19 protein-coding genes and 1 pseudogene are annotated in these 24,820 nt (G+C 66.3%); 15 read left to right on the plus strand and 5 right to left on the minus strand.

Annotation, left to right across the window (positions count from 1 at the left end; all coding sequences use genetic code 11):
- Positions 1 to 29: 29 nt before the first annotated feature.
- Positions 30 to 1,154 (minus strand): GNAT family N-acetyltransferase, encoded by a 1,125-nt coding sequence (locus ACZK2R_RS10265; RefSeq protein ID WP_180838534.1) that lies wholly within the window; start codon positions 1,152 to 1,154, stop codon positions 30 to 32.
- A gap of 101 nt (positions 1,155 to 1,255) precedes the next feature.
- Entirely contained in the window at positions 1,256 to 2,227 is a 972-nt protein-coding gene (gene trxB / locus ACZK2R_RS10270) for a thioredoxin-disulfide reductase (protein WP_014037154.1), read from the minus strand.
- Between the two features lie 233 nt (positions 2,228 to 2,460).
- Between trxB and ACZK2R_RS10275 the strand changes: the two genes are divergently transcribed.
- The 5 genes from ACZK2R_RS10275 (at position 2,461) to ACZK2R_RS10295 (ending at position 9,807) form a co-directional block, all read left to right on the plus strand.
- Entirely contained in the window at positions 2,461 to 4,821 is a 2,361-nt protein-coding gene (locus ACZK2R_RS10275; RefSeq protein WP_032127351.1) for a DNA translocase FtsK, read from the plus strand.
- Between the two features lie 39 nt (positions 4,822 to 4,860).
- The gene (locus ACZK2R_RS10280) at positions 4,861 to 6,804 is read left to right on the plus strand and encodes a DUF3857 domain-containing protein (RefSeq protein WP_125895921.1); all 1,944 of its coding nucleotides are present in this window, start codon (positions 4,861 to 4,863) and stop codon (positions 6,802 to 6,804) included.
- Positions 6,805 to 6,915: 111 nt separating this feature from the next.
- Positions 6,916 to 7,554, plus strand: a complete 639-nt coding sequence (gene lolA, locus ACZK2R_RS10285; RefSeq protein WP_024958744.1) for an outer membrane lipoprotein periplasmic chaperone LolA — start codon at positions 6,916 to 6,918, stop codon at positions 7,552 to 7,554.
- Between the two features lie 338 nt (positions 7,555 to 7,892).
- Positions 7,893 to 9,191: a replication-associated recombination protein A gene (locus ACZK2R_RS10290; protein WP_223276803.1), complete on the plus strand. Its 1,299-nt coding sequence runs from the start codon at positions 7,893 to 7,895 to the stop codon at positions 9,189 to 9,191.
- 226 nt (positions 9,192 to 9,417) lie between these two features.
- Entirely contained in the window at positions 9,418 to 9,807 is a 390-nt protein-coding gene (locus tag ACZK2R_RS10295; RefSeq protein ID WP_106548556.1) for a DUF805 domain-containing protein, read from the plus strand.
- 131 nt (positions 9,808 to 9,938) lie between these two features.
- Here ACZK2R_RS10295 and ACZK2R_RS10300 read toward each other — a convergent pair whose 3' ends face one another.
- Positions 9,939 to 10,709: a methyltransferase domain-containing protein gene (locus ACZK2R_RS10300; protein WP_253143106.1), complete on the minus strand. Its 771-nt coding sequence runs from the start codon at positions 10,707 to 10,709 to the stop codon at positions 9,939 to 9,941.
- A gap of 278 nt (positions 10,710 to 10,987) precedes the next feature.
- Between ACZK2R_RS10300 and ACZK2R_RS10305 the strand changes: the two genes are divergently transcribed.
- The 10 genes and pseudogenes from ACZK2R_RS10305 to ACZK2R_RS10350 all read left to right on the plus strand — a co-directional run bounded on the left by ACZK2R_RS10305 (position 10,988) and on the right by ACZK2R_RS10350 (position 21,872).
- A complete protein-coding gene (locus ACZK2R_RS10305; protein ID WP_180837730.1) occupies positions 10,988 to 12,016 on the plus strand; it encodes an alpha/beta hydrolase in 1,029 nt (342 codons plus the stop codon).
- A gap of 122 nt (positions 12,017 to 12,138) precedes the next feature.
- The gene (locus tag ACZK2R_RS10310) at positions 12,139 to 13,515 is read left to right on the plus strand and encodes a YncE family protein (protein WP_065723255.1); all 1,377 of its coding nucleotides are present in this window, start codon (positions 12,139 to 12,141) and stop codon (positions 13,513 to 13,515) included.
- Between the two features lie 51 nt (positions 13,516 to 13,566).
- A complete protein-coding gene (locus tag ACZK2R_RS10315) occupies positions 13,567 to 14,613 on the plus strand; it encodes a heme/hemin ABC transporter substrate-binding protein (RefSeq protein WP_180837729.1) in 1,047 nt (348 codons plus the stop codon).
- Positions 14,610 to 15,653, plus strand: coding sequence for a FecCD family ABC transporter permease (locus ACZK2R_RS10320; protein WP_012511012.1), 1,044 nt, complete (start codon positions 14,610 to 14,612; stop codon positions 15,651 to 15,653). The genes ACZK2R_RS10315 and ACZK2R_RS10320 overlap by 4 nt, the downstream gene beginning before the upstream one ends.
- Positions 15,650 to 16,411: a heme ABC transporter ATP-binding protein gene (locus ACZK2R_RS10325; protein WP_180837728.1), complete on the plus strand. Its 762-nt coding sequence runs from the start codon at positions 15,650 to 15,652 to the stop codon at positions 16,409 to 16,411. The genes ACZK2R_RS10320 and ACZK2R_RS10325 overlap by 4 nt, the downstream gene beginning before the upstream one ends.
- Positions 16,412 to 16,518: 107 nt before the next feature.
- On the plus strand, positions 16,519 to 17,142 hold the full coding sequence (locus ACZK2R_RS10330) for a hypothetical protein (RefSeq protein WP_180837727.1): 624 nt from the start codon (positions 16,519 to 16,521) through the stop codon (positions 17,140 to 17,142).
- 100 nt (positions 17,143 to 17,242) lie between these two features.
- Positions 17,243 to 18,001 (plus strand): hypothetical protein, encoded by a 759-nt coding sequence (locus ACZK2R_RS10335; RefSeq protein WP_180837726.1) that lies wholly within the window; start codon positions 17,243 to 17,245, stop codon positions 17,999 to 18,001.
- Between the two features lie 440 nt (positions 18,002 to 18,441).
- On the plus strand, positions 18,442 to 20,478 hold the full coding sequence (gene fusA, locus ACZK2R_RS10340; protein WP_180837725.1) for an elongation factor G: 2,037 nt from the start codon (positions 18,442 to 18,444) through the stop codon (positions 20,476 to 20,478).
- A 253-nt stretch (positions 20,479 to 20,731) separates the two neighbouring features.
- Complete coding sequence (locus ACZK2R_RS10345; protein ID WP_005409616.1) at positions 20,732 to 21,004, plus strand: hypothetical protein; 273 nt, start codon at positions 20,732 to 20,734, stop codon at positions 21,002 to 21,004.
- Between the two features lie 110 nt (positions 21,005 to 21,114).
- Positions 21,115 to 21,872 (plus strand): annotated as a pseudogene (locus tag ACZK2R_RS10350) (SapC family protein).
- Here the strand turns inward: ACZK2R_RS10350 and ACZK2R_RS10355 are convergent.
- Positions 21,873 to 24,194, minus strand: a complete 2,322-nt coding sequence (locus ACZK2R_RS10355) for an ATP-binding protein (protein ID WP_180837724.1) — start codon at positions 24,192 to 24,194, stop codon at positions 21,873 to 21,875.
- Positions 24,194 to 24,820 carry a LuxR C-terminal-related transcriptional regulator gene (locus tag ACZK2R_RS10360; RefSeq protein WP_180837723.1) on the minus strand — a complete coding sequence of 209 codons (627 nt, stop codon included), beginning with the start codon at positions 24,818 to 24,820 and terminating at the stop codon, positions 24,194 to 24,196. Before ACZK2R_RS10360 ends, ACZK2R_RS10355 begins: the two co-directional genes overlap by 1 nt.

Consider the following 24,820-nt stretch of genomic DNA (forward strand, 5'->3'; position numbering starts at 1 on the left):
GGCACCGCGCCAGTCGAGCAAGCTCGATTCTACGGCTCTACGCGGAACGGCCCATGCCCCTGCAGCTCCTGCTGGTAGCGCCGCACACTCTGTCGCTCCTGCCGGCACCAGTCCTGCAGTGCGTCTGCGAAATCCGGATCGGCCACCCAGTGCCGGCTGCGCACCAGCGTCGGCAGGAAACCGCGTGCCAGCTTGTGCTCGCCCTGTGCGCCCGGCTCGAAGCGGGTCAGCCCTTCGCGCAGGCAATACTCGATGCCCTGGTAGTAGCAGGCCTCGAAGTGCAGGCCGGGCAGCGTGGCGCCGCCCCAGTAACGGCCGTACAGCGTGTCTCCACCGCGCAGGCATAGCGCGCCGGCAATCGGCTCGCCGTCCTGTTCGGCCAGGAACAGCACCAGCCCCCGACCCAAAGAAATGGCCAGGTGACGCAGGAAGGTCTCGGTCAGCGCCGGGGCATTGCCGTACTCGAGGAACGTCTGCAGGTAGAAGCGGTACATCGCCTGCAGATCGGCGCGGCTCGCTTCATCGCCGTGCACCACGCGGAAGGTGATGCCCTGGCGAACGACCTTGGCCCGTTCCTGGCGGATGTTCTTGCGATGCTTGTGGTTCATCGCACCGAGGAACTGGTCGAACGTGGCCCAGTCGCCCGGGTTCTGCCACTGGAACTGCACGTCCTCGCGCAGCAGCCAGTCATCGCCGAACAGCGCCTCGTCGCCGGCGGTATGGAAGTTGATGTGGGCCGACGACACCCCCAGTGGCGGCAATGCGTCGCGCAATGCCGACAGCAATGCGGCGCGCTCTGAATCGTGACGGGCCAGCAATCTTGGGCCAGTGACCGGCGAGTACGGCACCGCGCCCAGCCACTTCGGATAGTAGTCGCGGCCATGACGGGCATACGCGTTGGCCCAGGCATGGTCGAACACGAATTCGCCGTGGGAGTTGGTCTTCAGGTAGCCCGGAATGGCGCCGACCAAGGTGTCACCTTCCCATAGCGTGAAGTGCCGGGGCTGCCAGCCCCAGTCCTCGCGCAGGCAGCCGTGCTGTTCAAGCCCGGAAAGGAAGGCATGACTGACGAAGGGGTTGCGGCCTTCGTGCAGGGCATCCCAGTCGGTGGCGGAAACGGACTGCAGGGAGTCGAGGAAGCGGGGGGAGGGCATGAGGAAAGGATAGGGCAGATGAAACAGAAAGGCCGACGCACTGGCGTCGGCCTTTTGCCTGAGTCGAACCTGGCTCGACGCTACAGCAGCGGGTTCGCCCCTCAGCTGGCCTTGCCCTGCGCGTCCAGATAACGCTCGGCGTCCAGAGCGGCCATGCAGCCGAAGCCGGCCGAGGTGATCGCCTGGCGGTAGTGCTGGTCGGCCACGTCGCCGGCGGCGAACACGCCTTCCACCGAGGTCTGGGTGGCGTTGCCGCCCAGGCCCGAACGGATTTCCAGATAGCCGTTGTTCATCGCCAGCTGGCCGTCGAACAGGGTGGTGTTCGGGTGGTGGCCGATGGCCACGAAGAAGCCGTGGGCGTCGATGTCGCGGGTGCTGCCGTCCAGGGTGGACTTCACGCGCACGCCGGTCACGCCGGCGTCATTGCCCAGCACTTCCTCCACCTGGTGGTGCCAGACGGTCTCGATCTTGCCTTCGGCCACCTTCTTGAACAGCTTGTCCTGCATGATCTTCTCCGCCTTCAGGGTGTCGCGGCGGTGGACCAGGTAGACCTTGCGGGCGATGTTGGACAGGTACAGGGCCTCTTCCACGGCGGTGTTACCGCCGCCGACCACGACCACGTCCTGGTCGCGGTAGAAGAAGCCGTCACAGGTGGCACAGGCGGACACGCCGCGGCCCTTGAACTCGTCCTCGGTCGGGATGCCCAGGTACTTGGCGGTGGCGCCGGTGGCGATGATCAGGGCATCGCAGGTGTACTCGTGGCTGTCGCCGATCAGCTTGAACGGGCGCTGCGACACATCGGCGGTGTGGATGTGGTCGAAGATGACCTCGGTCTCGAAGCGCTCGGCATGGGCCTGCATGCGCGCCATCAGGTCCGGGCCCATCAGGCCGTGGGCGTCACCCGGCCAGTTGTCCACCTCGGTGGTGGTCATCAGCTGGCCACCCTGCTGCAGGCCGGTGATGACGACCGGCTTCAGGTTGGCGCGGGCGGCGTAGACGGCGGCGGTCCAACCGGCCGGGCCGGAACCGAGGATGACGAGGCGCTGGTGGCGGGAGGGCAGGCTGGTGCTCATGTAGACTCGCGAAAAGGTAGATGGGACAAGGCGCTGGCGATGTTTGCGCAGCATCCGTGGCTGGTCATAGAGTGGCGGCTGGGGCAGGGCGATTCAAGCCGATGAACAGAACGCCGTCATCCAGCAGTGGTTCCGGCCCTCTGATTGCCCTGTCAGATGTCGCATAACTGAAAACTGACGCCGTCTCATTTATTATCAATCACTAACAGCGCATTCCAAAGGTATGGTCTAAGGTGGCGAAGCAGGTCCCCGAACGCTCCAAGTCCGACGACAGCAAGGCGTCACGTCGCACGGCCGCGGCGGCGACGACCGACAATCCACGCCGCCAACGCCTCTGGCGCGACCTTGGCCTGATCGCCATCGCGCCGGCGCTGCTGTACCTGGCGGCCAGTCTGTTCACCTATTCAGCGACCGACCCGGGCTGGTCGCACACCGGCAGCGTGGTCGCGCCAGTGCACAACCTCGGCGGCCGCGCCGGCGCCTGGATCGCCGACGTGCTGCTGCAGCTGTTCGGCTACATCGCCTTCCTGCTGCCGGTGGTGCTGGGCGCGCTGGCGTGGATCGCCATGTTCGGCCTCAAGCGCGAGAGCAAGGGCGAGAACGACCTGGACCCGGCGCTGCGCCTGGTCGGCCTGGTCGGCTTCCTGATCGCCGGCACCGGCTTCCTGCATGTGCGCCTGTTCAGTGGCGATGTCTCCAGTGCCGGCGGCATCCTCGGCAAGCTGGTGGGCAACTCGCTCACGGTGGGCTTTGGCGCGCTGGGCGCGAACCTGTTCGTGCTGGTGCTGCTGCTGGCCTCGATCACCCTGGCCACCGGGCTGTCCTGGTTCACGGTGATGGAGAAGATAGGCCGCGGCGTGATGTCGCTGGCGCCGTTGCTGGCGCGCAAGAAGGAAGAAGTCACCGAGTGGCAGCAGACCCGGGTGATGCGCGAGGAGCGCCAGGAAGTGCGCAAGGCCGATGCCGAGGTGCGCGCCAAGCGCGAGCCGGTGAAGATCGAGCCGCGCCCGGAACCGGTGATCGAGAAGAGTGACCGAGCCAAGCGCGACACGCAGATCCCGATGTTCCGTGGCGTCAACGGGGATGGCTCGGACCTGCCGCCGCTCGCGCTGCTGGACGACCCCAAGCCGCAGCCGGTGGGCTACGACAAGGAAACCCTGGACGCGCTGTCGCGGCAGATCGAGTTCAAGCTGAAGGACTTCCGCATCGACGCCCAGGTGGTCGGCGCCAACCCCGGCCCGGTCATCACCCGTTTCGAGATCGAGCCGGCGCCGGGCATCAAGGTCAGCCAGATCAGTTCGCTGGACAAGGACATCGCGCGCGGCCTGTCGGTGAAGTCGGTGCGCGTGGTCGACGTCATTCCGGGCAAATCGGTGATCGGCCTGGAAATTCCCAACGTCACCCGCGAGATGATCTACCTCTCCGAGCTGCTGCGTTCGAAGGAATACGACAAGTCGGCCAGCGTGCTGACCCTGGCGCTGGGCAAGGACATTGCTGGCCGCTCGACCGTGGCCGATCTGGCGCGCATGCCGCACCTGCTGGTGGCCGGTACCACCGGTTCGGGCAAGTCGGTGGCGGTCAACGCGATGGTGCTGAGCCTGCTGTTCAAGGCCTCGCCGAAAGACCTGCGGATGCTGATGATCGACCCGAAGATGCTCGAACTGAGCGTCTACCAGGGCATCCCGCACCTGCTGGCGCCGGTGGTCACCGACATGAAGGAGGCCGCCAACGGCCTGCGCTGGTGCGTGGCCGAGATGGAGCGCCGCTACAAGCTGATGAGCGCGGTGGGCGTGCGCAACCTGGCCGGCTTCAACAAGAAGGTGAAGGAAGCCCAGGACGCCGGCCAGCCGCTGATGGACCCGCTGTTCAAGCCGAACCCGGAACTGGGTGAGGCGCCGCGTCCGCTGGAGACGCTGCCGTTCATCGTCATCTTCATCGACGAATTCGCCGACATGATGATGATCGTCGGCAAGAAGGTGGAAGAGCTGATCGCGCGCCTGGCACAGAAGGCGCGTGCGGCCGGCATCCACCTGATCCTGGCCACGCAGCGCCCGTCGGTGGACGTGATCACCGGCCTGATCAAGGCCAACATCCCGACCCGCATCGCCTTCCAGGTCAGTTCCAAGATCGACTCGCGCACCATCCTCGACCAGTCCGGCGCAGAAACCCTGCTCGGCCACGGCGACATGCTGTACCTGCCGCCGGGTACCGCCATGCCCGAGCGTGTGCACGGCGCCTTCGTCTCCGACGAGGAAGTGCACCGCGTGGTTGAACACCTCAAGGCGATGGGCCCGGCCGATTATGTCGACGGCGTGCTGGACGAGGTGCAGACGATGGGCGACGGCGTGGTCGTCGGTGCCACCGGCCTGCCCGAGAACAGCTCTGCCGGCGACGAGTCCGACCCGTTGTATGACGAAGCGCTGCGGGTGGTCACCGAGACCCGTCGCGCCTCGATTTCCGGCGTGCAGCGCCGGCTGAAGATCGGCTACAACCGTGCAGCGCGACTGATCGAGGCCATGGAAGCGGCCGGCGTGGTCAGTCCGCCCGAGCACAACGGCGACCGCACGGTGCTGGCACCGCCGCCGCCGAAGTAAGACCCGACGTATCCCCCACGACGTCCAAGGAACCGACGCATGCTTCACCCCGTACCAAGCGCGCTGGCACTGGCGCTGGCAGCCTTCCTGGCTGCCGGCCCGGCACTGGCAGACACCGCCACCTCCGCGCCCGCCACGGCGCCGCCTTCAACCAGCGGCGATACCGAAGCCAGCAATAATTTCAGCATTGTCCGTTACCGCGCCGACTACCAGGTGCGGCCGGATGCGGGCAATGTGCAGACCGAAACCTACGAAGTCCTGCTCAAGACCAAGGCCTCGGTCGAGCAGTTCAGCCAAGTTCGGCTGAGCTACAGCGAGAAGATGGAGACGCTGGAAGTACTCGGCGCCTACACCATCACCGCCGACGGCCAGCGCCGCGACGTGCCGGCCGACCGCATCTACACCCAGGAAAGCTACTCCAGCGCCTCGGCGGCAATGTATGCCGACCGCAAGGTGCGGGTGATCGTGTTCCCGAACCTGGCCCCGGGCACGCGCCTGTTCTACCAGGTACGCCGCACCCAGGCCACGCCGTACTTCCCCGGCTACTTCGGCCTGTGGGAAACCTTCAATGTCTTCACCGAGTACGAGGACGCCGAGGTCACCCTGAGTGCGCCGGCCAACCTGCCGATGTTCGTCGACAGCCGCGGCGTGCAGGGTAGTGATCGCCCGACGGTGAAGAACGGCCAGGCACAGTGGCGCTGGCGCTACCAGCGTCGCGAAGCCATGCCAGCACAGAACTGGTCGGCGGCGGGCTGGGAGTTCGGCCCGAACATCATGGCCAGCACCTATCGTGACTGGTCGCAGATGGGGCGCGCCTACCAGCTCAAGGCCGGCCCGGCCGCGCAGGTCACGCCGGAGCTGCAGGCGCTGGCCGATGAGATCACCGCTGGCATCAGCGACCGTCGCGAGCAGGCCGACGCGTTGTACCGCTGGGTGGCGCAGAACATCCGCTACGTGGCGGTGTACCTGGGCAATGGTGGCCTGGAGCCGAACAGTGCGCAGAGCATCCTCGACAACCACTATGGTGACTGCAAGGACCATGTGACGATCCTGGAGGCGCTGCTGGCGGCCAAGGGCATCGCCAGCTCACCGGTGCTGATCGGTGCCGGTGGCGGCCCGACACTGCCGAAGATTCCGGTGCTGGGTCGCTTCAACCACGCCATCACCTACATCCCCGAGTTCGATCTGTACCTGGATTCGACCACCGCGTGGGCGCGCTTTGGGCAGTTGCCGGAAGGTGACCTGGGCGCACCGGTGATGCGTACCCGCGACGCCTCACTGGCGCGCACTCCGGCCAATACGCCGGAGCGCAATGCCACCTCGATGGAGGTGCGCTTCACCTTCGACGCCAACGGCAACCTGCGCGGCGAGACGATTCCGAAGCTGGGCGAGAACGCCGAGATCGGCATGCGCGCCCAGTTCTCCCAGCTCAACGCGCAGAACCGTGCGCGCGCTGAAGAGCAGATCATGGCCGCGTCCGGTTTCGATGGGCGAGGGCAGCTGCAGATCCAGGGCGTGCCGGTCGACCTGACCCGGCCGTTTGGCTATCGCATGGCGTTCCAGGCCGAGGACTACGCCGACTTCAGCGTGGCCGGCGGCATGGCCGTGCCGGATCCGCCGGGTGGCGAGTCGGTGCGTGGGCTGTACGCCACTGCCTCGGCGCCGGCCAACGAAACGCCGTTCTACTGCAATGCCAGCCTGCGCGAGGAAACCTATCGCCTGCAGTTCCCGGCCAATGCGCCGATCATCGCCATCCCGGCCAGCCAGCGTTTCGCCAATGCAGCCGGCGAGTACCGGGTGGACTGGAGTCGCGAGGGGCAGGAGGTGATCGTGCACCACCGCTTGCAGCAGAATGCAGTGCGTGGGCCAGAGGCGTTGTGCCAGCCGCAGGACTATCCGGCGTTCCGCGCGCTGTATCGCGAAGTGCGGCGTGGCTTCCGCGGCCAGGTGCTGTACGGCAAGCTGCCGGGATCCGGTGGCTGAATCGCCGATGGACGTTCAGGGCGGCATAATGTCGCCCTGATCGCCCATTCATCTTTCCCCGGGCACACTGGCAACCACCTTTCCTGGCGCCCGCGCCCACAGGATTCCCGCATGAACTTCCGCTTCCGCCGTTTCCTTGCCACCACCACCCTGGCCGTGGCCTGCGCCGCCGCCGGCAGCGCCTGGGCTGGCGCCCGCGATGACCTGAAGACCTTCACCAGCGGCCTGAAGGGCCTGGATGGCCAGTTCAGCCAGCAGGTGTTCGACAGTCGCGGCAAGGTGAAGGAATCGACCAGTGGCCGTGTGGCACTGTCGGCGCCGCGCCTGTTCCGTTGGGAATACGTGCGCCCGCACGAGCAGTTGATCGTGGCTGACGGCAGGAAGGTCTGGATGTACGAGCCGGACCTGGAGCAGGCCACTGTTCGCGAGCAGGGCAAGGAAGAGCAGAACAGCCCACTGACCGCGCTGATCAACCCGGCGCTGCTGGAACAGCAGTACGACGTCAGTGAAGAGGCCGCGCAGCGCGATGGCCTGCAGTGGCTGTCGCTGTCGCCGAAGCGTGAGACCGAAGCCAGCTTCCAGTACGCCGCGCTGGGCTTCAATGCCCAAGGTCTGGCCAAGATGGAAATCACCGATGCGGTTGGTCAGCGCACCGTGATCAGCTTCAGTGGCTGGAAGCGCAACCCGGGCTTTGCTGCCGGCACCTTCAGCTTCACCCCGCCGAAGGGCACCGACGTCATCGGTAACTGATCTGTGGCCCGGCGCAAACTGCTCTGGTGGGTGTCAACCGGCACCGTCTTGGTGGGTGTCAACCTTGGTTGACACGCTTTTGATCTGCCGGCCAGCGGCCGGCACTACCGAACCTGTGGCCTGATCTGCCGGGCATGGCCCGGCGCTATCTGCTCTGGTGGGTGTCAACCGGCACCGTCTTGGTGGGTGTCAACCTTGGTTGACACGCTTTTGATCTGCCGGCCAGCGGCCGGCACTACCGGAATCGTGGCCACCCGGCGCGGTACAATGGCCGTGTGCCAAGACATCGCTCCACTTCATTCCCCGGCCCCGATCTGCTGAGCGTTGATCGGGAACACATGCGCCCGCTGGCCGAGCGCATGAGACCGCGAACCCTCGACGAAATGGTCGGGCAGAAGCGCCTGCTCGCGCCGGACAGTGCGCTGCGCCGCGCGGTCGAATCCGGTCGCGTGCATTCGATGATCCTGTGGGGGCCGCCGGGCTGCGGCAAGACCACGCTGGCACTGCTGCTGGCCGAATATTCCGACGCCGAGTTCCGTGCGATCTCCGCAGTGCTGTCCGGCCTGCCGGAAGTGCGCCAGGTGCTGGCCGAGGCGGCGCAACGGTTCGCCGAAGGCCGCCGCACCGTGCTGTTCGTGGATGAGGTGCATCGCTTCAACAAGGCGCAGCAGGATGCGTTCCTGCCGCACATCGAGCGCGGCACCATCCTGTTCGTCGGTGCCACCACCGAGAACCCGTCCTTCGAGCTGAACTCGGCGCTGCTGTCGCGCTGCCGCGTGCATGTGCTGGAAGGTGTTTCGCCTACCGACATCGTCGAGGCGCTGGAGCGTGCGCTGGGTGACCGCGAACGCGGCCTGGGCGAGGAGGGCATCGAGGTCGCCCCCGAGCTGCTGCTGGAAATCGCGACCGCCGCCGACGGCGACGTGCGCCGTGCGCTGACCCTGTTGGAAATCGCTGCCGAGCTGGCGGGCGGGGAGGGTGGTCGCATCACCCCGCAGACCCTGACCCAGGTGCTGGCCGACCGCACCCGTCGCTTCGACAAGGGCGGCGAGCAGTTCTACGACCAGATCTCGGCGTTGCACAAATCCGTGCGCAGCTCCAATCCGGATGCCGCGCTGTACTGGCTGACCCGCATGCTTGATGGCGGCTGCGATCCGTCCTACCTGGCGCGCCGGCTGACCCGCATGGCCATCGAGGATATCGGCCTGGCCGATCCGCGCGCGCAGAGCATGGCGCTGGAAGCCTGGGACATCTACGAGCGGCTGGGTAGCCCGGAAGGCGAACTCGCGTTCGCTCAGTTGGTGCTGTACCTGGCCAGCACCGCCAAGTCGAATGCAGGCTATGCGGCCTTCAACCAGGCCAAGGCCGATGTGCGCGAGAGTGGCACCGAAGAAGTGCCGCTGCACCTGCGCAATGCGCCGACCAAGCTGATGAAGGAGCTGGGCTACGGTGCCGAGTACCAATATGACCATGATGCCGAAGGTGGTATCGCACTGGACCAGACCGGTTTCCCGGATGCGATGGGCGAGCGCGTGTACTACAACCCTGTGCCGCGCGGCCTGGAAATCAAGCTGAAGGAAAAGCTGGACCGGCTGCGCGCCGAGCGCGAAGCGGCGCGGGCGGCAAAGGGTCGTTGAGCCCGCTCTTGTAGAGTCGAGCCATGCTCGACTCCGCTCTTGCACGGACTACGGGTGCCTTCTGGAACAGCAGTCGAGCATGGCTCGACTCTACAGAGGGCAATGGCAGTCGAGCATGGCTCGACTCTACAGGGGGGCAATGGCAGGCGGGCGTGGTTCGTCGCCACATTGTCCTGTGCGCCTGCATTTGGCACACTCCGCGGCTTCTCTTTCAAGGATCGATGCCGTGCAGGAAATGATTCTGCCGTTGAAGCGCTACGCCCAGTTCGAGGGCCGCGCCAACCGCCGCGAGTACTGGATGTACCAGCTGTTCCTGTTCCTGGTCGCAACCGCGGTGATGCTGCTGGCCGGTGTGCTGGCGATCCTCCTGCGCAACAGCCCCGATGCGCTGGCCGGCATCCTGATTGGCATGGTGGTACTGCTGGGCGTGATGTGGCTGGCCACGATCGTGCCGCTGATTGCCGTGACCGTACGCCGCCTGCATGACTGCAATCAGTCGGGCTGGCTGTTCCTGCTGGCGCTGGTGCCGGGCGGTGGCATTGTGATCATGATCTTCTCGCTGCTGCCGGGCACGCCGCAGGAGAATGTTTACGGTCCGGTGCCTTCGGGGCCGTGAGGCTGCGGGAGTCGAGCATGGCTCGACTCTACAGAAGCGGGGGGGGGGGGCGAAGCCGGCGTGATGCCGGCTTCGTCATTTGCAAGGGGGTGTCGGTTGCGCGAGGCAGGATACCGGAGGGGGCTGACGGCCTATGCAGCGCGTGCCGTTATAGGCAAGCCCAGCGGGCTGTCGTGGATGATGCCCCATTGCGGGTATTGGCTATCGTGCAGCTTGACGTCAACAAAGCCGGCTTCCCCCAGCAATCGCACCAGGTGAGGATACGAATAGATCCTCAGTTCCAAAGTTGAGCCGTCACCACCATGGAAGGACAGGTCAGAGAATCGTTGCTCCCTGCCATCGCTGGTGATGTTGACAAGAACCCGATCCGCACCTTTGCCCTCGATCCGGTAGTCGTTGAGCTCAGGGAAGTGCTCAATCGTGACCTCGTGAAATCCATAGGGAACGGTGAGCACAAGCAGCCCGCCCGGCTTCAACAATGCCCGCAGGTTTTCGAGCGTGCGCTCGCAGGGCCCATCCACGTGTTCCAGTACATCTGAGCTGACAACAAAGTCATATTTTCCCAGGTAGTGTGCGGCTGGGTGACGGATGTCCAGCATGGGGCGCTTGTGGAAGTAGGTATTGATGTAATCGAACTTGCGCCGCAGGGCATTAGTGTAGATATGGGCGTCGGTCATGCCGATTCCCTTGATCTGTCCGCGCCTGGGGATCCGCTCAAGCACGCGGATCTCCCGCGCTTGGTCCATCTCCGACTGCAGGGCTGCCATGAGGGCACGGAAGCGCAGAGTGGATCCGCAGCCAATACAGCTGCGGGTTTCCCTTTCGGCGATGGCCTCGCGGGATGCTCGCAGGCGGAAACCGCAGATGTTGCACGCGGGCCTCTCGGTGGTCGGTATGCTCACGGGGAAGACGTGTGGGCGAATCGTGTCGAGCCCTTTTCGGGCAAGGCTGCGGCAAATGGCGTACACGCTATGACAGTCCCTGTTCTTGTTGATACCGCCTAGCTTGCCGTATGGCCGTGGCGCGAATCCAGCCTGCCCATTGTCTCGTTTCGTGCCGAAGGCCCTCATGCGCGCGTGATACACAGTGTGACGTTCGATCGATGTGATAATCATTCGCGTTTAAGGTAGACTGCGGTCCCTTGTGAACCGGCGGCCGTGAGCCGCTTCTGCCGCCGCTGATGAAGCATTTCGTCCCGCCTTCGCGCCGTGGTCCACTGGCCCGCGGCCTGGTCGCCTTGATGATGGGTCTGCTCCTGGCCACCCCGTACGCCCATGCCCAGCAGCGCAATCCGCTGCAGAAGATCGGCCACACCGTGCTCGACGAGCCGGCGGCGAGCTATCGCTTCGAGCAGTTCGTGGTGGACAGCCCTGACCAGCAACGCCGCTGGCGGGTGAATGTGGCGATCCCGGCCAAGGCCGGCAAGGCGCCGATGCCGGTGTTGTACGCGCTGGATGGCAATGCGGTGGCGATGGTGCTGGATCAGCCGTTGCTGGCCGAGCTGGCGGCACGCAAGGCGCCACCGGTACTGGTGCTGATCGGCTACGACAACGACCTGCGCATCGATTCCAAGGCGCGCACCCGCGACTACACCGCGTGGATCGACCGCGCCGACGACGAGAGCGGTACGACCCAGGCGGTCGGTGGCGGTGCTGCCGCGTTCCTGGATGTGATCGAACGCCGCATCAAGCCGGAAGTCGAGCGCCGCGCACGCATTGATACGCAGCAGCAAGCACTCTGGGGCCACTCGCTGGGTGGGTTGTTCGTGCTCAATGCGCTGTACACCCGTCCCGCCGCCTTCCAGTCCTATCTGGCGGCCAGTCCGTCGCTGTGGTGGAGCCAGGGCGCGGCGCTGGGTGATCCGGAACAGCAGTTCGTGCAGAACGTGCATGGCCAGCCAGCAAAGCTCTGGCTGATGCTGGGCGGTGCCGAGCGTGTCGGTGATCGCGGCAAGCGCGACATGAGTAATCCGCGCGTGGTCGCACACCTGCGCCGCATCGGTGGTGCCACCCCGGATGCGGCGATGCAGCTGTCCGAGCGGTTGGCCAAGGTGCCGGGCATGCGCGTGCAGTACCGCGAGTTCGACGGCCTCGGTCACGGCCCGATGCTGCCTGCGTCGTTCCATGCCGCGTTGCATGAACTGTACGGCGTGACCGACCGCAGTGCCGGTGACGGCGCACCCAATAGCGGTGACAACGCCGCCGAATGAATCCCTTCGCATGCCAAGGCGTGCGACCCCACTACCCAGGCGAGGCTGCCGATGTGCAGCGGCCCAGGCAACCGATGAATCCCGCGTCACGTGGCGCGGCCTACGTGTGCAAGGAGCCTTCCATGTCGTTCCGTCCGTCTTTCCGTCTCACATCTCTCGCCGCTGGCCTGTTGCTGGCCGTGACCGCCACCGCACAGCCGGTGTTCGATCAGCCGGCCAACGCCACCTTCAAGGGCGAGGTCGTCTCGCGCGGTGAGAACGTGGTTCCCGGCAGCACTGCCGACGTGGTCGGTCGCGGTTTCGTGCCGGGCCAGAAAGTCAGCCTGTTGCGTGGCGACAGCGTACTCAACACGCAGCCGCTGGTGGTCGATGCCGATGGCAACTTCAAGACCCAGCTGAGCATTCCGGCCGACGCCGTGCCGGGTACCCACCCGGTGGTGGTGCGCGCCAGCCAGCCGGCTGCAGCCACCGTGCTGAAGCTGCGTGTCTCGCCGCAGCTGCCGCTGTCCGGCCAGGCGCAGTTCGCCACCCAGTCCAACAAGCTGGTGCCGGGCCTGTATCAGTCCGCCTACAGCGCCGCCAGCAACGCGGTGTTCGTGACCTCGGCCGTGGGCCGCCCGCCGGTGACCCAGTCGCAGCTGTTGAAGCTGGACCCGAAGTCGCTGAAGGTGACCAAGGCGATCACCCCGGCGCAGGTGCCGGGCAGCACCAATGGCGCGGTCTACGCGGTCTACGGCGTTGGCGTGGATGACACCAACGGCAATGTATGGGTCACCAACACCCGCCAGAACTCCATCGCGGTCTACCGCCAGAAGGACCTGTCGCTGGTCCACCAGTTCCCGGTCGATGCCGTGCCGCACGCGCGCGACGTGGTGGTTGATGGCACCCACGGCAAGGTGTTCGCCTCGGCCACGGGCGAGGACCATCTGTCGGTGTTCGACGCCAAGACCCTCAAGGAGCTGCCGGCGGTGACGCTGGAGTCCGGCGTGGACGACGGCAAGTTCACCCCGATGAGCCTGGTGCTGGACGAGAAGGGCGGCAAGCTGTTCACCGTCAGCATCGGCACCCCGGAAGCGGCAGTGATCGACGTGGCCAGCGGCAAGGTCGAGAAGGTCATCGACCTAGGCAATTCGATCAGCGCCTCGGGCGTGGCCTTCGACGCAGCGCGCAACCGCCTGTACGTGGCCTCGCAGGGCACCGACAACCTGCTGATCGTCGATGTGGCCGCCGGCAAGGTGCTGCACGATGTGCCGGTCGGCGCCGGCGCGCTGAACGTCGCCTTCGATGATGCCTCCGGCCTGGCCTACGTCAGCAACCGTGGCGCTGGCACGGTCACCGTGGTGAACGGTGACGGCAAGGTGGTCGCCAACCTCGACGGCGGCACGCTGCCGAACCACGTCCGTGCCGATGGCAAGGGCAACGTGTTCGCGGTGAACAAGTCGCGCGGCGCCGAAGACCCGAAGGGTGACCGCATCACCCGCATCACCCCGAAGCAGTAAGTCACACGGCGGGGCGGCGTGCGCGTCGCCCCATCAGCAAGGAGAACGAGCATGAACATCGCGTCCCGTCTGCGCCTGTGTGCGCTTCCGTTGGCTGTCTCGCTGGCACTGGCTGCCTGTGGCGGTTCATCGACGCCCTCGGACACCGGCAAGCCGGTTGAACCCGCCGCCGCAACCGCGGCTGGCGAAGCCGCGTTGCCGGCTGGCTGGCAGCGCGTGGCCGGCACCGATATGCCGGCCGTGCGCGATCAGAAGGCTGTGCTGCCGGCCCAGGTGCATTCCGATGACGGCGCCGACGTCGAGGTGGCCGATACCAGCCGCATCATTGCCGGTGGTGACGACGTGATCGCGGTGATCGAGGCGCTGGGACTGGACAAGCAGGTGTTCGCCGCGCCGACCAATACCACCACCCAGGCTGGCCTGGCTGCCCCGCACCAGTTCCTGTTCAACCGCACCACGGGCGTGGAGGGCGTGCTGAGCCTGCAGGGCTCGCTGTTCCTCGGCAACAGTCTGCGCCGCCACACCGAACTGGCGAAGAAGCTGCGTGAGGTGGGTGAACCGGCGGTGGTCATCGATGACCTGCAGCCGGCGCCGGACAAGGTGCGCAAGGTCGCCGCCGCACTAGGGCTGGCCGAGGCAGGGCAGACGCTTGCCACACAGGTGCAGCGTCAGCTCGACGAGGCTGCAGCGATTGGCAAGGGGTTGGGCCATGCGCCACGAGTGATCCACGTCTCGGCCACCGGCGCCGGTGGCTCACCAACCGTTGCAGGTGCCGACAGTGCGTCGGCGCAGCTGATCGCACTGGCGGGCGGCATCAACATCGGTACCGAAGCGGGAGTGAAGAACTACTCGCAGCTGAGCAATGAGGGCGTGGTCGCGGCGGCACCGGAAGTGATCCTGGTGACCGAGCATGACCTGCAGCTGTTCGGCGGTGCCGAAGGCCTGTGGAAGGCGTACCCGACGCTGAAGCAGACCCCGGCCGGGCAGGCCAATCGGGTCTGGGTGATGCCGGATGTGCAGCTGAAGTACACCAGCGTGGGCTCCGGTGCCGGTGCGCTGGCGCTGGCCAAGGCCCTGGCGGCGTTGCCGAAGGCATGAGTCCGGCGGATCGGCGCCGCCGTCGCGGGCGGACGATGTTGCTGGTGGCGTTGCTGGCACTGCTGGGGGCAGTGCTGGCCTCGTTCGCCGTGGGTCCGTTGCGGCTGCCGCCGATGGAGGTGATGCAGGCGTTGGCGGTGAAGCTGGGTCTGCTCGATCCACAGGCGGTCAGCAGCCGCGACCTCGCCGTGGTCTGGCAGCTGCGTATTCCGCGTGCCCTGTTGGGCGCGATGGTCGGTGCGTCGCTGGCGATGGCCGGTGCCAGCCTGCAGGGCCTGTTCGGCAATCCGCTGGCCGATCCTGGCATTGTCGGTGTCAGCCAGGGTGCTGCGCTGGGTGCAGTCGCTGCCATTGTTCTCGGCGCTGCGGGCGCAGCCGGCTGGCTGGTGCCGGTGGCTGCATTCGCTGGTGGTGCACTGGCGATCGGCCTGACCTACGCATTGGCCCGGCCCGGCAAGGGTACGGGCAACGCCACGCTGCTGCTGGTCGGTATCGCGATGGCCGCGTTCTGCTCGGCGTTGATCGGTTTCCTCACATATATCGCCAGCGAAAGCGAGCTGCAGTCGCTGGTGTTCTGGCAGATGGGCTCGCTGGCGCGCGCCAACTGGGCCGATGTGGCGGCCGTGGTGCCGTTGTTCGCCATCGGTGTGTTCGCGCTGCAGCGATTGGCTACGCCGCTGGACATGCTGGCGCTGGGCGAACGCCAGGCACAGCACCTCGGGCTGGATGTCACCCGCACGCGTCGCCGCCTGGTGGCGTTCAGTGCGCTGCTGGTGGGCGCAGCGGTGGCGTTTGCTGGTTCGATCAGTTTCGTCGGCCTGGTGGTGCCGCACGTGGCGCGCCTGCTGGTCGGCCCTGGTCATCGCTGGTTGCTGCCGTTGTCCGGCCTGCTGGGTGCACTGCTGATCGTGGTGGCCGACACCGCCGCGCGCACATTGGATCCGCCGGCGGAGATTCCGCTGGGCCTGTTCTCGGCTGCGCTGGGCGCGCCGTTCTTCCTGTGGCTGGTGCTGCAGCAGCGCCGCAAGGCCGCACCATGAGCGTGTTGTTGAAGCTGCACGAAGTGGTGGTGCGCCGCCAGCAGCGCGAGATCCTGCACGGCATTTCGCTGGCGTTTGAACCGGGTACGGTCACCGCACTGGTTGGCCCGAATGGCGCGGGCAAGTCCACGTTGCTGGCTGTGGCGGCAGGTGACCTGCGTGCCGACGCTGGCGAAGTAAGCCTACTCGGCAAGCCGTTGGCCGGTTACAAGGCCGGGCCACTGGCGCGCGAGCGCGCGGTGATGCCGCAGGAGCACGGCGTGCGCTTCGCGTTCAGTGTGGAAGAAGTGGTGGCGATGGGGCGGCTGCCGCATCCGCCGGATCCAGCCGTGGACGACGCCCAGGTGGAAGCGGCAATCGATGCCGCCGAGCTGCAGGCGCTGCGCCTGCGCGAGGTGCAGCAGCTGTCCGGTGGCGAGTCCGCCCGGACGACGTTCGCGCGCGTGCTGACGCAGGACACGCCGCTGCTGCTGCTGGATGAGCCGACCGCAGCGCTGGATCTGCGTCACCAGGAACGCACGCTGCGCAGTGTGCGCGCCTGTGCCGAAGCCGGTGCGTGCGTGATCGTGGTGCTGCACGACCTCAATCTGGCCGCGGGCTATGCCGACCGCATCGTGCTGCTGGAGCAGGGCAGGGTGGCGGCCGATGGCACGCCGTTGCAGGTGCTGACCGAAGATAATCTGCAGCGGGTCTACCAGCAGGATGTGGTGGTGTTGGAGCACCCAAGGCGTGGGGTGCCGCTGGTGGTGGTCACGTGACTGTGTGAGGGCGTCGCGCTGGGCGCTTCTGACCGCGGCATCAGGCCCCTCAATGGCGCGGCGGCAGCGGATCCCGTATGCTCCGCCGGAACCAGGGGGCAAGCACGATGAAAGGGATTTCGTGGGTGGTCGCGGCAGCGCTCGCGACGGTGCTGGGTGGGTGCGCGACGCTGAAGGCACGACCGGATGTTCCACTGGCCGCGGACGAGGGCTACGTGGTGATGTCGGTGAACTGCGCCACCAGCAACATCAGGCTGATCACGATCTTTGCCAGCGGCACGCGGTCGACGTCGCCGTTGGCTGACCTGCGCGGCGAATTCGAGTTCGGCTGCAGGGCCGGTCTGGCCGCCATCCGCGCCAAGGCCGGGCGCCACTATGTCGGCTACCTGACCGAACATGGTTATGGATACGTCGGGGCGGTGCCCGAAGACGAAGCGCTGACTTTCGACGTGCGCGCAGGCGAAACGACCTACATCGGTGAGGTTGTGGTGTCTGGACTGTTCGACCGCCTGCACTCAAGGCCGACCTGGATCTCGGTACGCGATCGCGAAGCGGAGTCGTTACGGCTGTTGCAGCAGACGCAGCCCTGGCTGCTGGAACGCCATCCCTTCCACACCCGGCTGGCGACACCAGCGCCGGGCGCGCCGAGCGCCGAAGTGCTCGCCGAGCAGTTCCGCAGCTGCACGCCGGCGTGCGACAGCATCCTGGCCCTGCCGCTGTTCATCCGCTGAGGAGGTTTCCAATAAAGTGGATCTGCATGTGCTGACTGATGGGTCGCGCCATCCGGACGCTGTATCATTCGGCGCCAGTTACATTCAATGGACTGATTCAATGTTGCCCTCCGCTTCAGGTGTTTCGCGGACGTTGCTGATCGCATCGGCCTTTTTCTCTGCATTTGCCGCCAATGCGGCGTCGACATCTTCAGTTTCGCTGACCCACGCGGCCGAGAACGCCTCGCTGATCGAGACCCTGCATTCCAGTAGCGACGGCGCTGCAGTGACATCGATGAAGACGCAGTACTTCGCCAACGAGGAAATGTCGGTGAGCTGGGACGACCAGCAGGTGCTGGTGCTGTGCAGTGAAGCGGCGTACCTGCAGATTCCTGCCGCCAAGCTCAAGGCCGGAGCGTTGACCTCCGAGCAGCGGCAGATGATCGTCTATCAGGCACTGATGTCAGGCCTTGGGGTTGTCGCGGGCGTCGTCGGGCCGGCAGGCGAGGTGGTGGCCGTGGCTGATGACGGTAGCGAGACTCGCAGCGTTGGCGAAAACAGGTGGGCGTATGGCGTCGAGCGCTACGACGTCATCACCCAGCGGCTCCCGGATGGTGCGCTTCGGGTACGAACCCGCAAGACGGAAACCGTGAATACCACGCCGCCGGCCGGTCCGGACGACATGCTCAGCACCGAAGACGACCAGGCGGCACGCCTGTCCGAATTGGCGCCGGTCGGCAGCTGGACCGAGGTGGTTGTCCATGAGGGGCCGCGGCTGCCACATGTGGATCCGGCGATGTCGTTGAAGGGCTGGATCTCGATGGGGGACGACCAGGCTGCGACGGTGGGTGAGGCGCGCAAGCTGCACGACTGCAAGTAAAGCAGGGCAGGGGTCAGAGCCCTCTGCCGCCGCAAAGTGATCCGACCCCGATGCCGGTCGGCCTCATCGTTCTATTTATGTGCGCAATATTCACTTGCGCGCCAGATTGGCAGGTCTAGAATGCGCCCCATGAACCGGATGCCGCTCCTGAAGTTTTTCACCCTGACCCGCGCAAGCGCGGAACGGGCGTGTCTGCCTGGAGCCCCACGAGGCCGTTGAGACGGCCATCGCTGGACCTTCGACAGAGCGCCCTCCGGGGCGCTCTTTTCGTTTCTGATTTCCCGCAAGTCGACCAACAGTCGACTCTACCCAGTCGACCCTACCCAGTACCCAAGGAGAACGTGCCATGCACCAGATCGCCGAGACCGAACGCTAGCCGCGCGCCCTGTCGCCAACCGGGGCGCGCGGCCCCCGAAGTTGGCTTTGCAGGAACCTTTCTCATGAACACCCAAGTCCTTTCCCGCCGTCGCAACCTCGGCATCATTGCCCACATCGACGCCGGCAAGACCACGCTGACCGAACGCCTGCTATGGAAAAGCGGCGAAATCCATCGCGTCGGCGAAGTGCACGACGGCAATGCGACCACCGATTTCTCGGCGATCGAGCGCGAACGTGGCATCACCATCGGCGCCGCCGCCGTGCAGGCGCAGTGGGCGCCGCGCGACCTGCCGCCGCATCGGCTGACCCTGATCGACACTCCCGGCCACATCGACTTCGCCATTGAAGTTGAACGTTCGCTGCGTGTGCTCGACGGCGCCGTGGCCGTGTTTTCGGCCGTGGATGGCGTGCAGCCGCAGTCGGAAACCGTGTGGCGCCAGGCGCGTCGCCATCGCGTGCCGCTGATCGCCTTCGTCAACAAGATGGACCGCGTCGGCGCTTCGTTCGAGCGCGTGCTGGAGCAACTGCAGGACAAGCTGCAGGCGCGGCCGTGGGCGCTCGGTGTGCCACTGGGCAGCGAAAGCGACTTCAACGGCTGGGTCGACCTGGTCGATGAGCGCGTGCTGCACTGGCAGGATGGTGCCGTAACCACGGTGACCCCGTGGGACGACGCGGCGCGCACCCTGTGGCAGCCGCAACGCGACGCACTGGTCGAGGCCGTGGCCGACCACGACGAACTGCTGGCTGATGCCTGGCTGGAAGGTCGCGTGATCGATGCCGAACAGCTGCGGGCGGCGATCCGGCGCGCGACGCTGGCCGGTGCAGGCGTGCCGGTGCTGGCCGGTGCCGCGTTCAAGGACAAGGGCATCGAGACGCTGCTGGATGCGGTGGTCGATTACCTGCCGTCGCCGCTGGATCGGCCTGCAGTCACCGCCGAAAGCGAGAGCGGCGAGGTGGTGCTGCCGCCGGATCCAGACGGTCCGCTGGCGGGCCTGCTGTTCAAGATCACCCACCAGCAGCATGGCGCACTGAGTTTCGTGCGGCTGTACTCGGGCACCTTGAAGGTGGGCGACGCGGTGGCGAGTTCGCAGCATCCACAAGGGCGGCGTGTCAGTCGCCTGGTGCGGGTGCAGGCTGACCAGACCCACGACATCGAACAGGCCGTGGCCGGTGACATCGTCGCGGTGCTGGGCTGGAAGGATGCCGTCAGCGGTGAAACGCTGAGCGGGCGTGCGCAGCCGCTGCGCCTGGAGAACATCCAGGCACAGGCGCCGGTGCTGGCCTGGCGGCTGGAGCCGGCGCGTGCGGCCGACCTGATCCGGATGGCGCAGGGCCTGGCCAGTCTGGCCCAGGAAGATCCCTCGTTCCGCGTCGAAACCGATCGCGACACGGCGGAAACCCTGGTCTGGGGCATGGGCGAGCTGCACCTGGAGGTGATGGTCGAGCGCCTGCGCAGCGAGTGGAAGGTCGAGGTGGGCGTAGGTTCGCCGCGCGTGGCCTACCAGGAGACACCGCTGCGAGCGATGACCGGCGTGGTGGGGCGGCTGGTCAAGCAGACCGGTGGCCAGGGCCAGTTCGCGCACGTGGTGCTGGATGTATCGCCGCGCGAGGATGACCAGGTGGTGTTCAACGACCGCATCGTCGGTGGCGTGGTGCCGCGCAGCTTCATCGCCGCGGTGGAAAAGGGCGTGCGTGCCGCGCTGTCGGAAGGTCCGCAGGGCCATCCGGTGGTCGGTATCGAGGTCAGTCTTGTCGATGGCCAGACCCATGCCAAGGACTCGTCGGAGATGGCGTTCCACCGTGCCGGTGCCGAGGCGATCAAGGTGGCGCTGGTGGAGGGCGGTACGCAGCTGCTGGAGCCGGTGATGGCGGTGACGGTGCACTCCCCGTCAGCGTCGGTGGGTGATGTGGTCGGCGACCTCAATCGACGCCACGGCCGTATTGCCCGCATCGAGGACCAGGACGGTCGTGCCGAGGTCAGTGGTTTCGCACCGCTGGCGCAGCTGGTGGGTTACACCACGTCGCTGCGGTCTCTCAGCCAGGGGCGGGCCAGCAGTGAGGCGCACCTGCATGGTTACGAGCCGGTACGCGCTGCGTAAGGAAAGGCGAGGGGAGCCCGTGAGCGGGCTCCCTTTTTTTGTCGTCGGGAACGCCCATCCACGCATGGCGTGGATCTACCGGGTGATCGGGTTGCAGGCCCTGCAGTAGATCCACGCCATGCGTGGATGAATTCGCATCGACACCGGGATAATGCACTGCATCGCAACAAAACTGCAGAAAAAGCTGGATTAAAGTGATGCCTCACGATAAATTGCGCACCCCCCGTTGCTCGCCGCCGCCCGCACCCCTCTCATGCGTGATGACAAAGACCCCGGAACCCTGGAGCTGACCCTGCCGCGAAAGCGCGGTCGTCCGCCCAAGTTCGGGTACGCAATGAGTGACGCGCAGCGCGCAGCACGCTACCGCGCGCGCCGGGCGGGGCAGGCCAACCACGCCGATGTGCGCTCCTGCTCGGACATGGTGCTGCTGGACAAGATCCGCGCTGCGGTGAGCGCGCGCGACACCGAACTGGCCGGGTTCCTGGTCCACGTCCTCTGGCAGCGCTACCCCCTGCAGTTGAAATAGGCCGTCGGTGGGGTGGCCGTTGTCATCGAGCTTGTTGATAATGCGGGATTCAGGTTGTTCCCGCTGGCGCGCCCGGGATGGCAGGCGCGCATGATCGAACGGTTCCCAAGATGACGACCACCAGCGACACCACCACCGAAGCGGCGCCGAGCAGCGCGCCCCCCTGTTCTACACCCGTCCGGTGCCGCTGCAGGCCGATGTGCATGCCGATCTGCGCATCCTGCCGGGCAGGCTCGAGTTTGCCGCCGGCAACAACGCCATTCCGCTGGTGCTGGGCGAGTTCTCGCTGGCCCTGCATCACTTCCCGATCCTGTTTGCCGGCCCGACCGCCGTGCCGATGGCTGCCGTGGGCGTGTCCGACCAGAACCTGTTCATCAAGGACGGCCTGTGGGAAGACGAGGCCTATATCCCGGCCTACCTGCGTCGCCACCCCTTCATCTTCATCGACACCGGTGCAGACAACGACTTCCTGCTGGGCATCGACGAAGAGAGCGCGCGCGTGGTCAAGGGCGGTGACGAAGGCCAGCCGCTGTTCGTTGATGGCAAGGCCACCGACATGGTGCAGCAGGCGTTGGAGTTCTGCGGCCAGTACACCCGCGAGCACGAACAGACCCAGGCCTTCTCCAAGGCGCTGATCGACAACGGCCTGCTGGTCGAGCGCAACGCCACCGTCCGCACTCCGGATGGCCGCGAGTTCAATCTCAACGGCTTCCTGGTGGTGGACGTCGAGAAGTTCGTGGCGCTGCCGGAAGCGACCGTGGTCGAGTGGCACCGCAGTGGCTGGCTGGCGCTGATCCACCAGCACCTGATGTCGCTGGGTCGCTTCAATGACCTGACCCGTCGCCAGGTCGAGCGCCTGGCGGCCTGATCAGGCCGATGGTGCGGCTTCCGCCCTGCGGGAGCCGTGCCACTGCTGCAATCCCCGCAGCAGTCGCCGCGCCTCGACCCAGTCAGGCGCGGCCTCATGCCCCAGTTCCCACAGGTCGGCCGCTGTGCCGGCCTGATCCGTTGCCCGGCACATCTGCAGCGTTCCCTGCAGCCGGTGAGCATGATGGCGCAGTGTCGAGGCATCGGCGTCCTGCACGGCCTGTTCAATCCTGGCCAGTTCATGGGCAATGTCCGCAGCGTAATCCGGCGCGGCGCCAGGGGTGTCATCGGGCGCAGTGCCGTGCGCCGAGGGCGGCAGGTCCAGCGCCTGCAGCAGGCTCGCAACCTGCAGCGGCTTGACCAGGATGGCGTCGAAGCCGGCCCTTCGGCAGCGTGCCGCGTGCCGGCGCCCCATGCGGGCGGACAGGGCAATCACTCGCAGAGGTGCCTGTGCCTGCGCGCGCAGCTGCTGCGCCAGTGCATAGCCATCCGAGCCGCGAAGCCCGATATCCAGTACGACCGTGCCGCGCGGTCGTAGCGCATGCTCGGCCAATGCGGCATCGGCATCGGCAACCGCGCGTACGTCGGCGCCCAGCCGACGCAGTTGCTCTGCGACGACATGCCGGCTGAGTGCATGATCTTCGACAAGGAGCAGGTCGATGCCGGTCAGTGGCGACTGCTGCAGCGGCTCGATGGGCGGCTGATCGCCGTGAACGGCGCGGACCGGCAATCGCAGGGTGAAGCGGCTGCCGCGCCCATGCACGCTGTGTGCGGTCAGGTTGCCGCCCATGGCAACGGCCAGTTCGTGCGCAATCGTCAGGCCCAGTCCGCTGCCGCCACGTCTCTGGCCATCCTCGTTCTGCTGGAATGGTCGGAACAGAAGCGCCAGTTGAGTGGGTGCGATGCCGATGCCGCTGTCGATCACATCCAGCAACAGCTCCCGGGGAGACAGGGCGGGTTGTAGTTGCAGGCGCACCTCGATACCGCCGACATCGGTGAATTTCAGTGCATTGCCCAGCAGGTTGTCGACAATCTGGCGCAGTCCATCAGCATCGAGCACAACCACCGGCGCTGGATCGGGCGCGCGATCCAACTGGAGTGACAGCCCTCTCCGCAGTGCCTCCGGCCGGATTGCTTCCAGTGCACGGGCACAGAGTTGGCCGACGTCGCAGGGCGTGGGATGCGGTCTGAAGCTGCCGCTGGCAAGGCGCGAGAACGCCAGCGAGCGATCGAGCAGCCTGCGCAGCGAGTGGCCGGCGGCAAGGGCAGCCGCGAGCAGTTCACGCTGCCCCTTGGGCAGGTGTGACTGGCTCAGCAGGTCGATCGAAGCCAGTACTGTCTGCGCGGAATTGCGCACTTCATGGCTGATCATTCCCGCCGCGCGCCCGAGGCGTTGTTCCGCGCGGCTGATTCGCCAGCGTAATGCCTGCCAGAGCACGGGCAGGCCGATGAGTGCCGCGGCCAGACACAGCAACCAGAGCAGGAGCGGGGAACGCACCCGATCCAGTGCGCTCTCGATGGATGTGGGCAGCATCTGCTGCGCCCACAACTCCAGCAGGCCTGCGTGCTCTTCGAGGGTGATGGCGCGCAGTGCCTGATCGATGCGCACCAGCAGCTGCTGGTCCTCCCGGCGGACAAGCAGGTGCAGATCGGTGGAGAATTCGCTGTCGAACGGGTGCAATTGCAGGCTTCCCGTGAAGTGCTGCCGGATCATCGAGTGCAGCGTTGCTTCCAGGCCGATCGCAGCATCGGCGTTGCCGCTTTCAACAGCGGCCAGGGCCGCATGGCGGTCGGGGAAATGCAGGAGGTGGATCCGGGGGTGGTGGATCGTCAGCCAGTCGGCATAGGGGCCGCCGTCAACCACGGCCAGCAGCTGCGCCCTCACGCCGGTAATGTCACGGGGCGGGTGCTCGCCTTTACGCACAGCCAATACCGTCTTGCCGCCATGGAAGGCGCCGGAGGCCCTCAGGTCGGGACAGGGAAGCGGGTGATGCGAGGGGCTGCCCATGACCAGCACCAGGTCGGCCTCGTCCCGGCAGACGGCAGCGATCGCTGCGCTCGTGCTGGGGTAGTTGAGATCGCGGAAGCGCAGGCCGGAATGCCGAGCCACAAGCTTGGCATAGCCATGGGCGAGGGTGGGCAGTGCGCTTGAATCCGCCAGCGTTGGGGGGAGCGGTCGCAATGATGGCGCGGTGGCAACCCGCACTTCGCGGCCGGCGGACCATCTCTGCAGTTGTGCATCCTCGGCCGATGCAGCCGGCAGCAGGATCAGGGCCAGCAACAACGTGCACGACGTGCGTAGGCGGAGGCGAACGCGCCCCATCACTGGAGCTCCAGCTGCTGCCGCAGTGCATAGATCTCCACGTCATTGCGCAACCCGAGCTTGCGCAGGGCCGCGACCTTCTGGGTACTGACCGTCTTGACGCTACGGTGGCGGCGCAGCGCGATCTCCGAGACAGTCAGGCCGGCCAGGAGCAGGTCCAGTACTTCGCGTTCATTGCGGCTGAGTTCCTCGCGGCACGCCGGGAACAGGCAATCGGCAGGGAGGCGGCACAGCCCCTGCGAGATGCGCACGATGGCATCAGACAGCATCTCCAGGGGCTCGGACTTGCTGACTACGCCGGAGATGCCGCTCGCCAGCAGGTGGTCGATGCGGGTGGTTGGCGTCAGCGTGGCGAAGGCGAGCAGGGGAATATGTGGAAAGCACTCGCGCAGCAGGGGAACCAGCTCATCACTGCTGCGGTCGCCAGGCGCCAGGGTGAGATCGATGATGGCGACATCCACTGCCAACTGGCGCAGACTGCCGATGAGCTCATCGCTGCGGGTGTGGCTGGCGACAATGCTGAAGCGGACGTCGCGGGACAGGTGCAGGGCGGTGCCGCGGCGGACGATTTCGTGATCGTCGAGGAGTGCCAGCCGCAGTCGGCGCGGTGCAGGATATCCATTCAT

It is taken from the genome of Stenotrophomonas sp. 96582_Sma (assembly GCF_056480905.1).

Bases quoted from the DNA above. Each gene is read 5' to 3' on its own strand.
- ACZK2R_RS10315 (WP_180837729.1), top strand. From the start codon at position 13,567: ATGAACATCGCGTCCCGTCTGCGCCTGTGTGCGCTTCCGTTGGCTGTC.
- trxB (WP_014037154.1), bottom strand. From the start codon at position 2,227: ATGAGCACCAGCCTGCCCTCCCGCCACCAGCGCCTCGTCATCCTCGGT.
- ACZK2R_RS10310 (WP_065723255.1), top strand. From the start codon at position 12,139: ATGTCGTTCCGTCCGTCTTTCCGTCTCACATCTCTCGCCGCTGGCCTG.
- ACZK2R_RS10355 (WP_180837724.1), bottom strand. From the start codon at position 24,194: ATGGGGCGCGTTCGCCTCCGCCTACGCACGTCGTGCACGTTGTTGCTG.
- ACZK2R_RS10320 (WP_012511012.1), top strand. From the start codon at position 14,610: ATGAGTCCGGCGGATCGGCGCCGCCGTCGCGGGCGGACGATGTTGCTG.
- ACZK2R_RS10305 (WP_180837730.1), top strand. From the start codon at position 10,988: ATGAAGCATTTCGTCCCGCCTTCGCGCCGTGGTCCACTGGCCCGCGGC.
- ACZK2R_RS10325 (WP_180837728.1), top strand. From the start codon at position 15,650: ATGAGCGTGTTGTTGAAGCTGCACGAAGTGGTGGTGCGCCGCCAGCAG.
- ACZK2R_RS10330 (WP_180837727.1), top strand. From the start codon at position 16,519: ATGAAAGGGATTTCGTGGGTGGTCGCGGCAGCGCTCGCGACGGTGCTG.
- fusA (WP_180837725.1), top strand. From the start codon at position 18,442: ATGAACACCCAAGTCCTTTCCCGCCGTCGCAACCTCGGCATCATTGCC.
- ACZK2R_RS10360 (WP_180837723.1), bottom strand. From the start codon at position 24,820: ATGAATGGATATCCTGCACCGCGCCGACTGCGGCTGGCACTCCTCGAC.
- ACZK2R_RS10335 (WP_180837726.1), top strand. From the start codon at position 17,243: ATGTTGCCCTCCGCTTCAGGTGTTTCGCGGACGTTGCTGATCGCATCG.
- ACZK2R_RS10345 (WP_005409616.1), top strand. From the start codon at position 20,732: ATGCGTGATGACAAAGACCCCGGAACCCTGGAGCTGACCCTGCCGCGA.
- ACZK2R_RS10280 (WP_125895921.1), top strand. From the start codon at position 4,861: ATGCTTCACCCCGTACCAAGCGCGCTGGCACTGGCGCTGGCAGCCTTC.
- ACZK2R_RS10290 (WP_223276803.1), top strand. From the start codon at position 7,893: ATGCGCCCGCTGGCCGAGCGCATGAGACCGCGAACCCTCGACGAAATG.
- lolA (WP_024958744.1), top strand. From the start codon at position 6,916: ATGAACTTCCGCTTCCGCCGTTTCCTTGCCACCACCACCCTGGCCGTG.
- ACZK2R_RS10265 (WP_180838534.1), bottom strand. From the start codon at position 1,154: ATGCCCTCCCCCCGCTTCCTCGACTCCCTGCAGTCCGTTTCCGCCACC.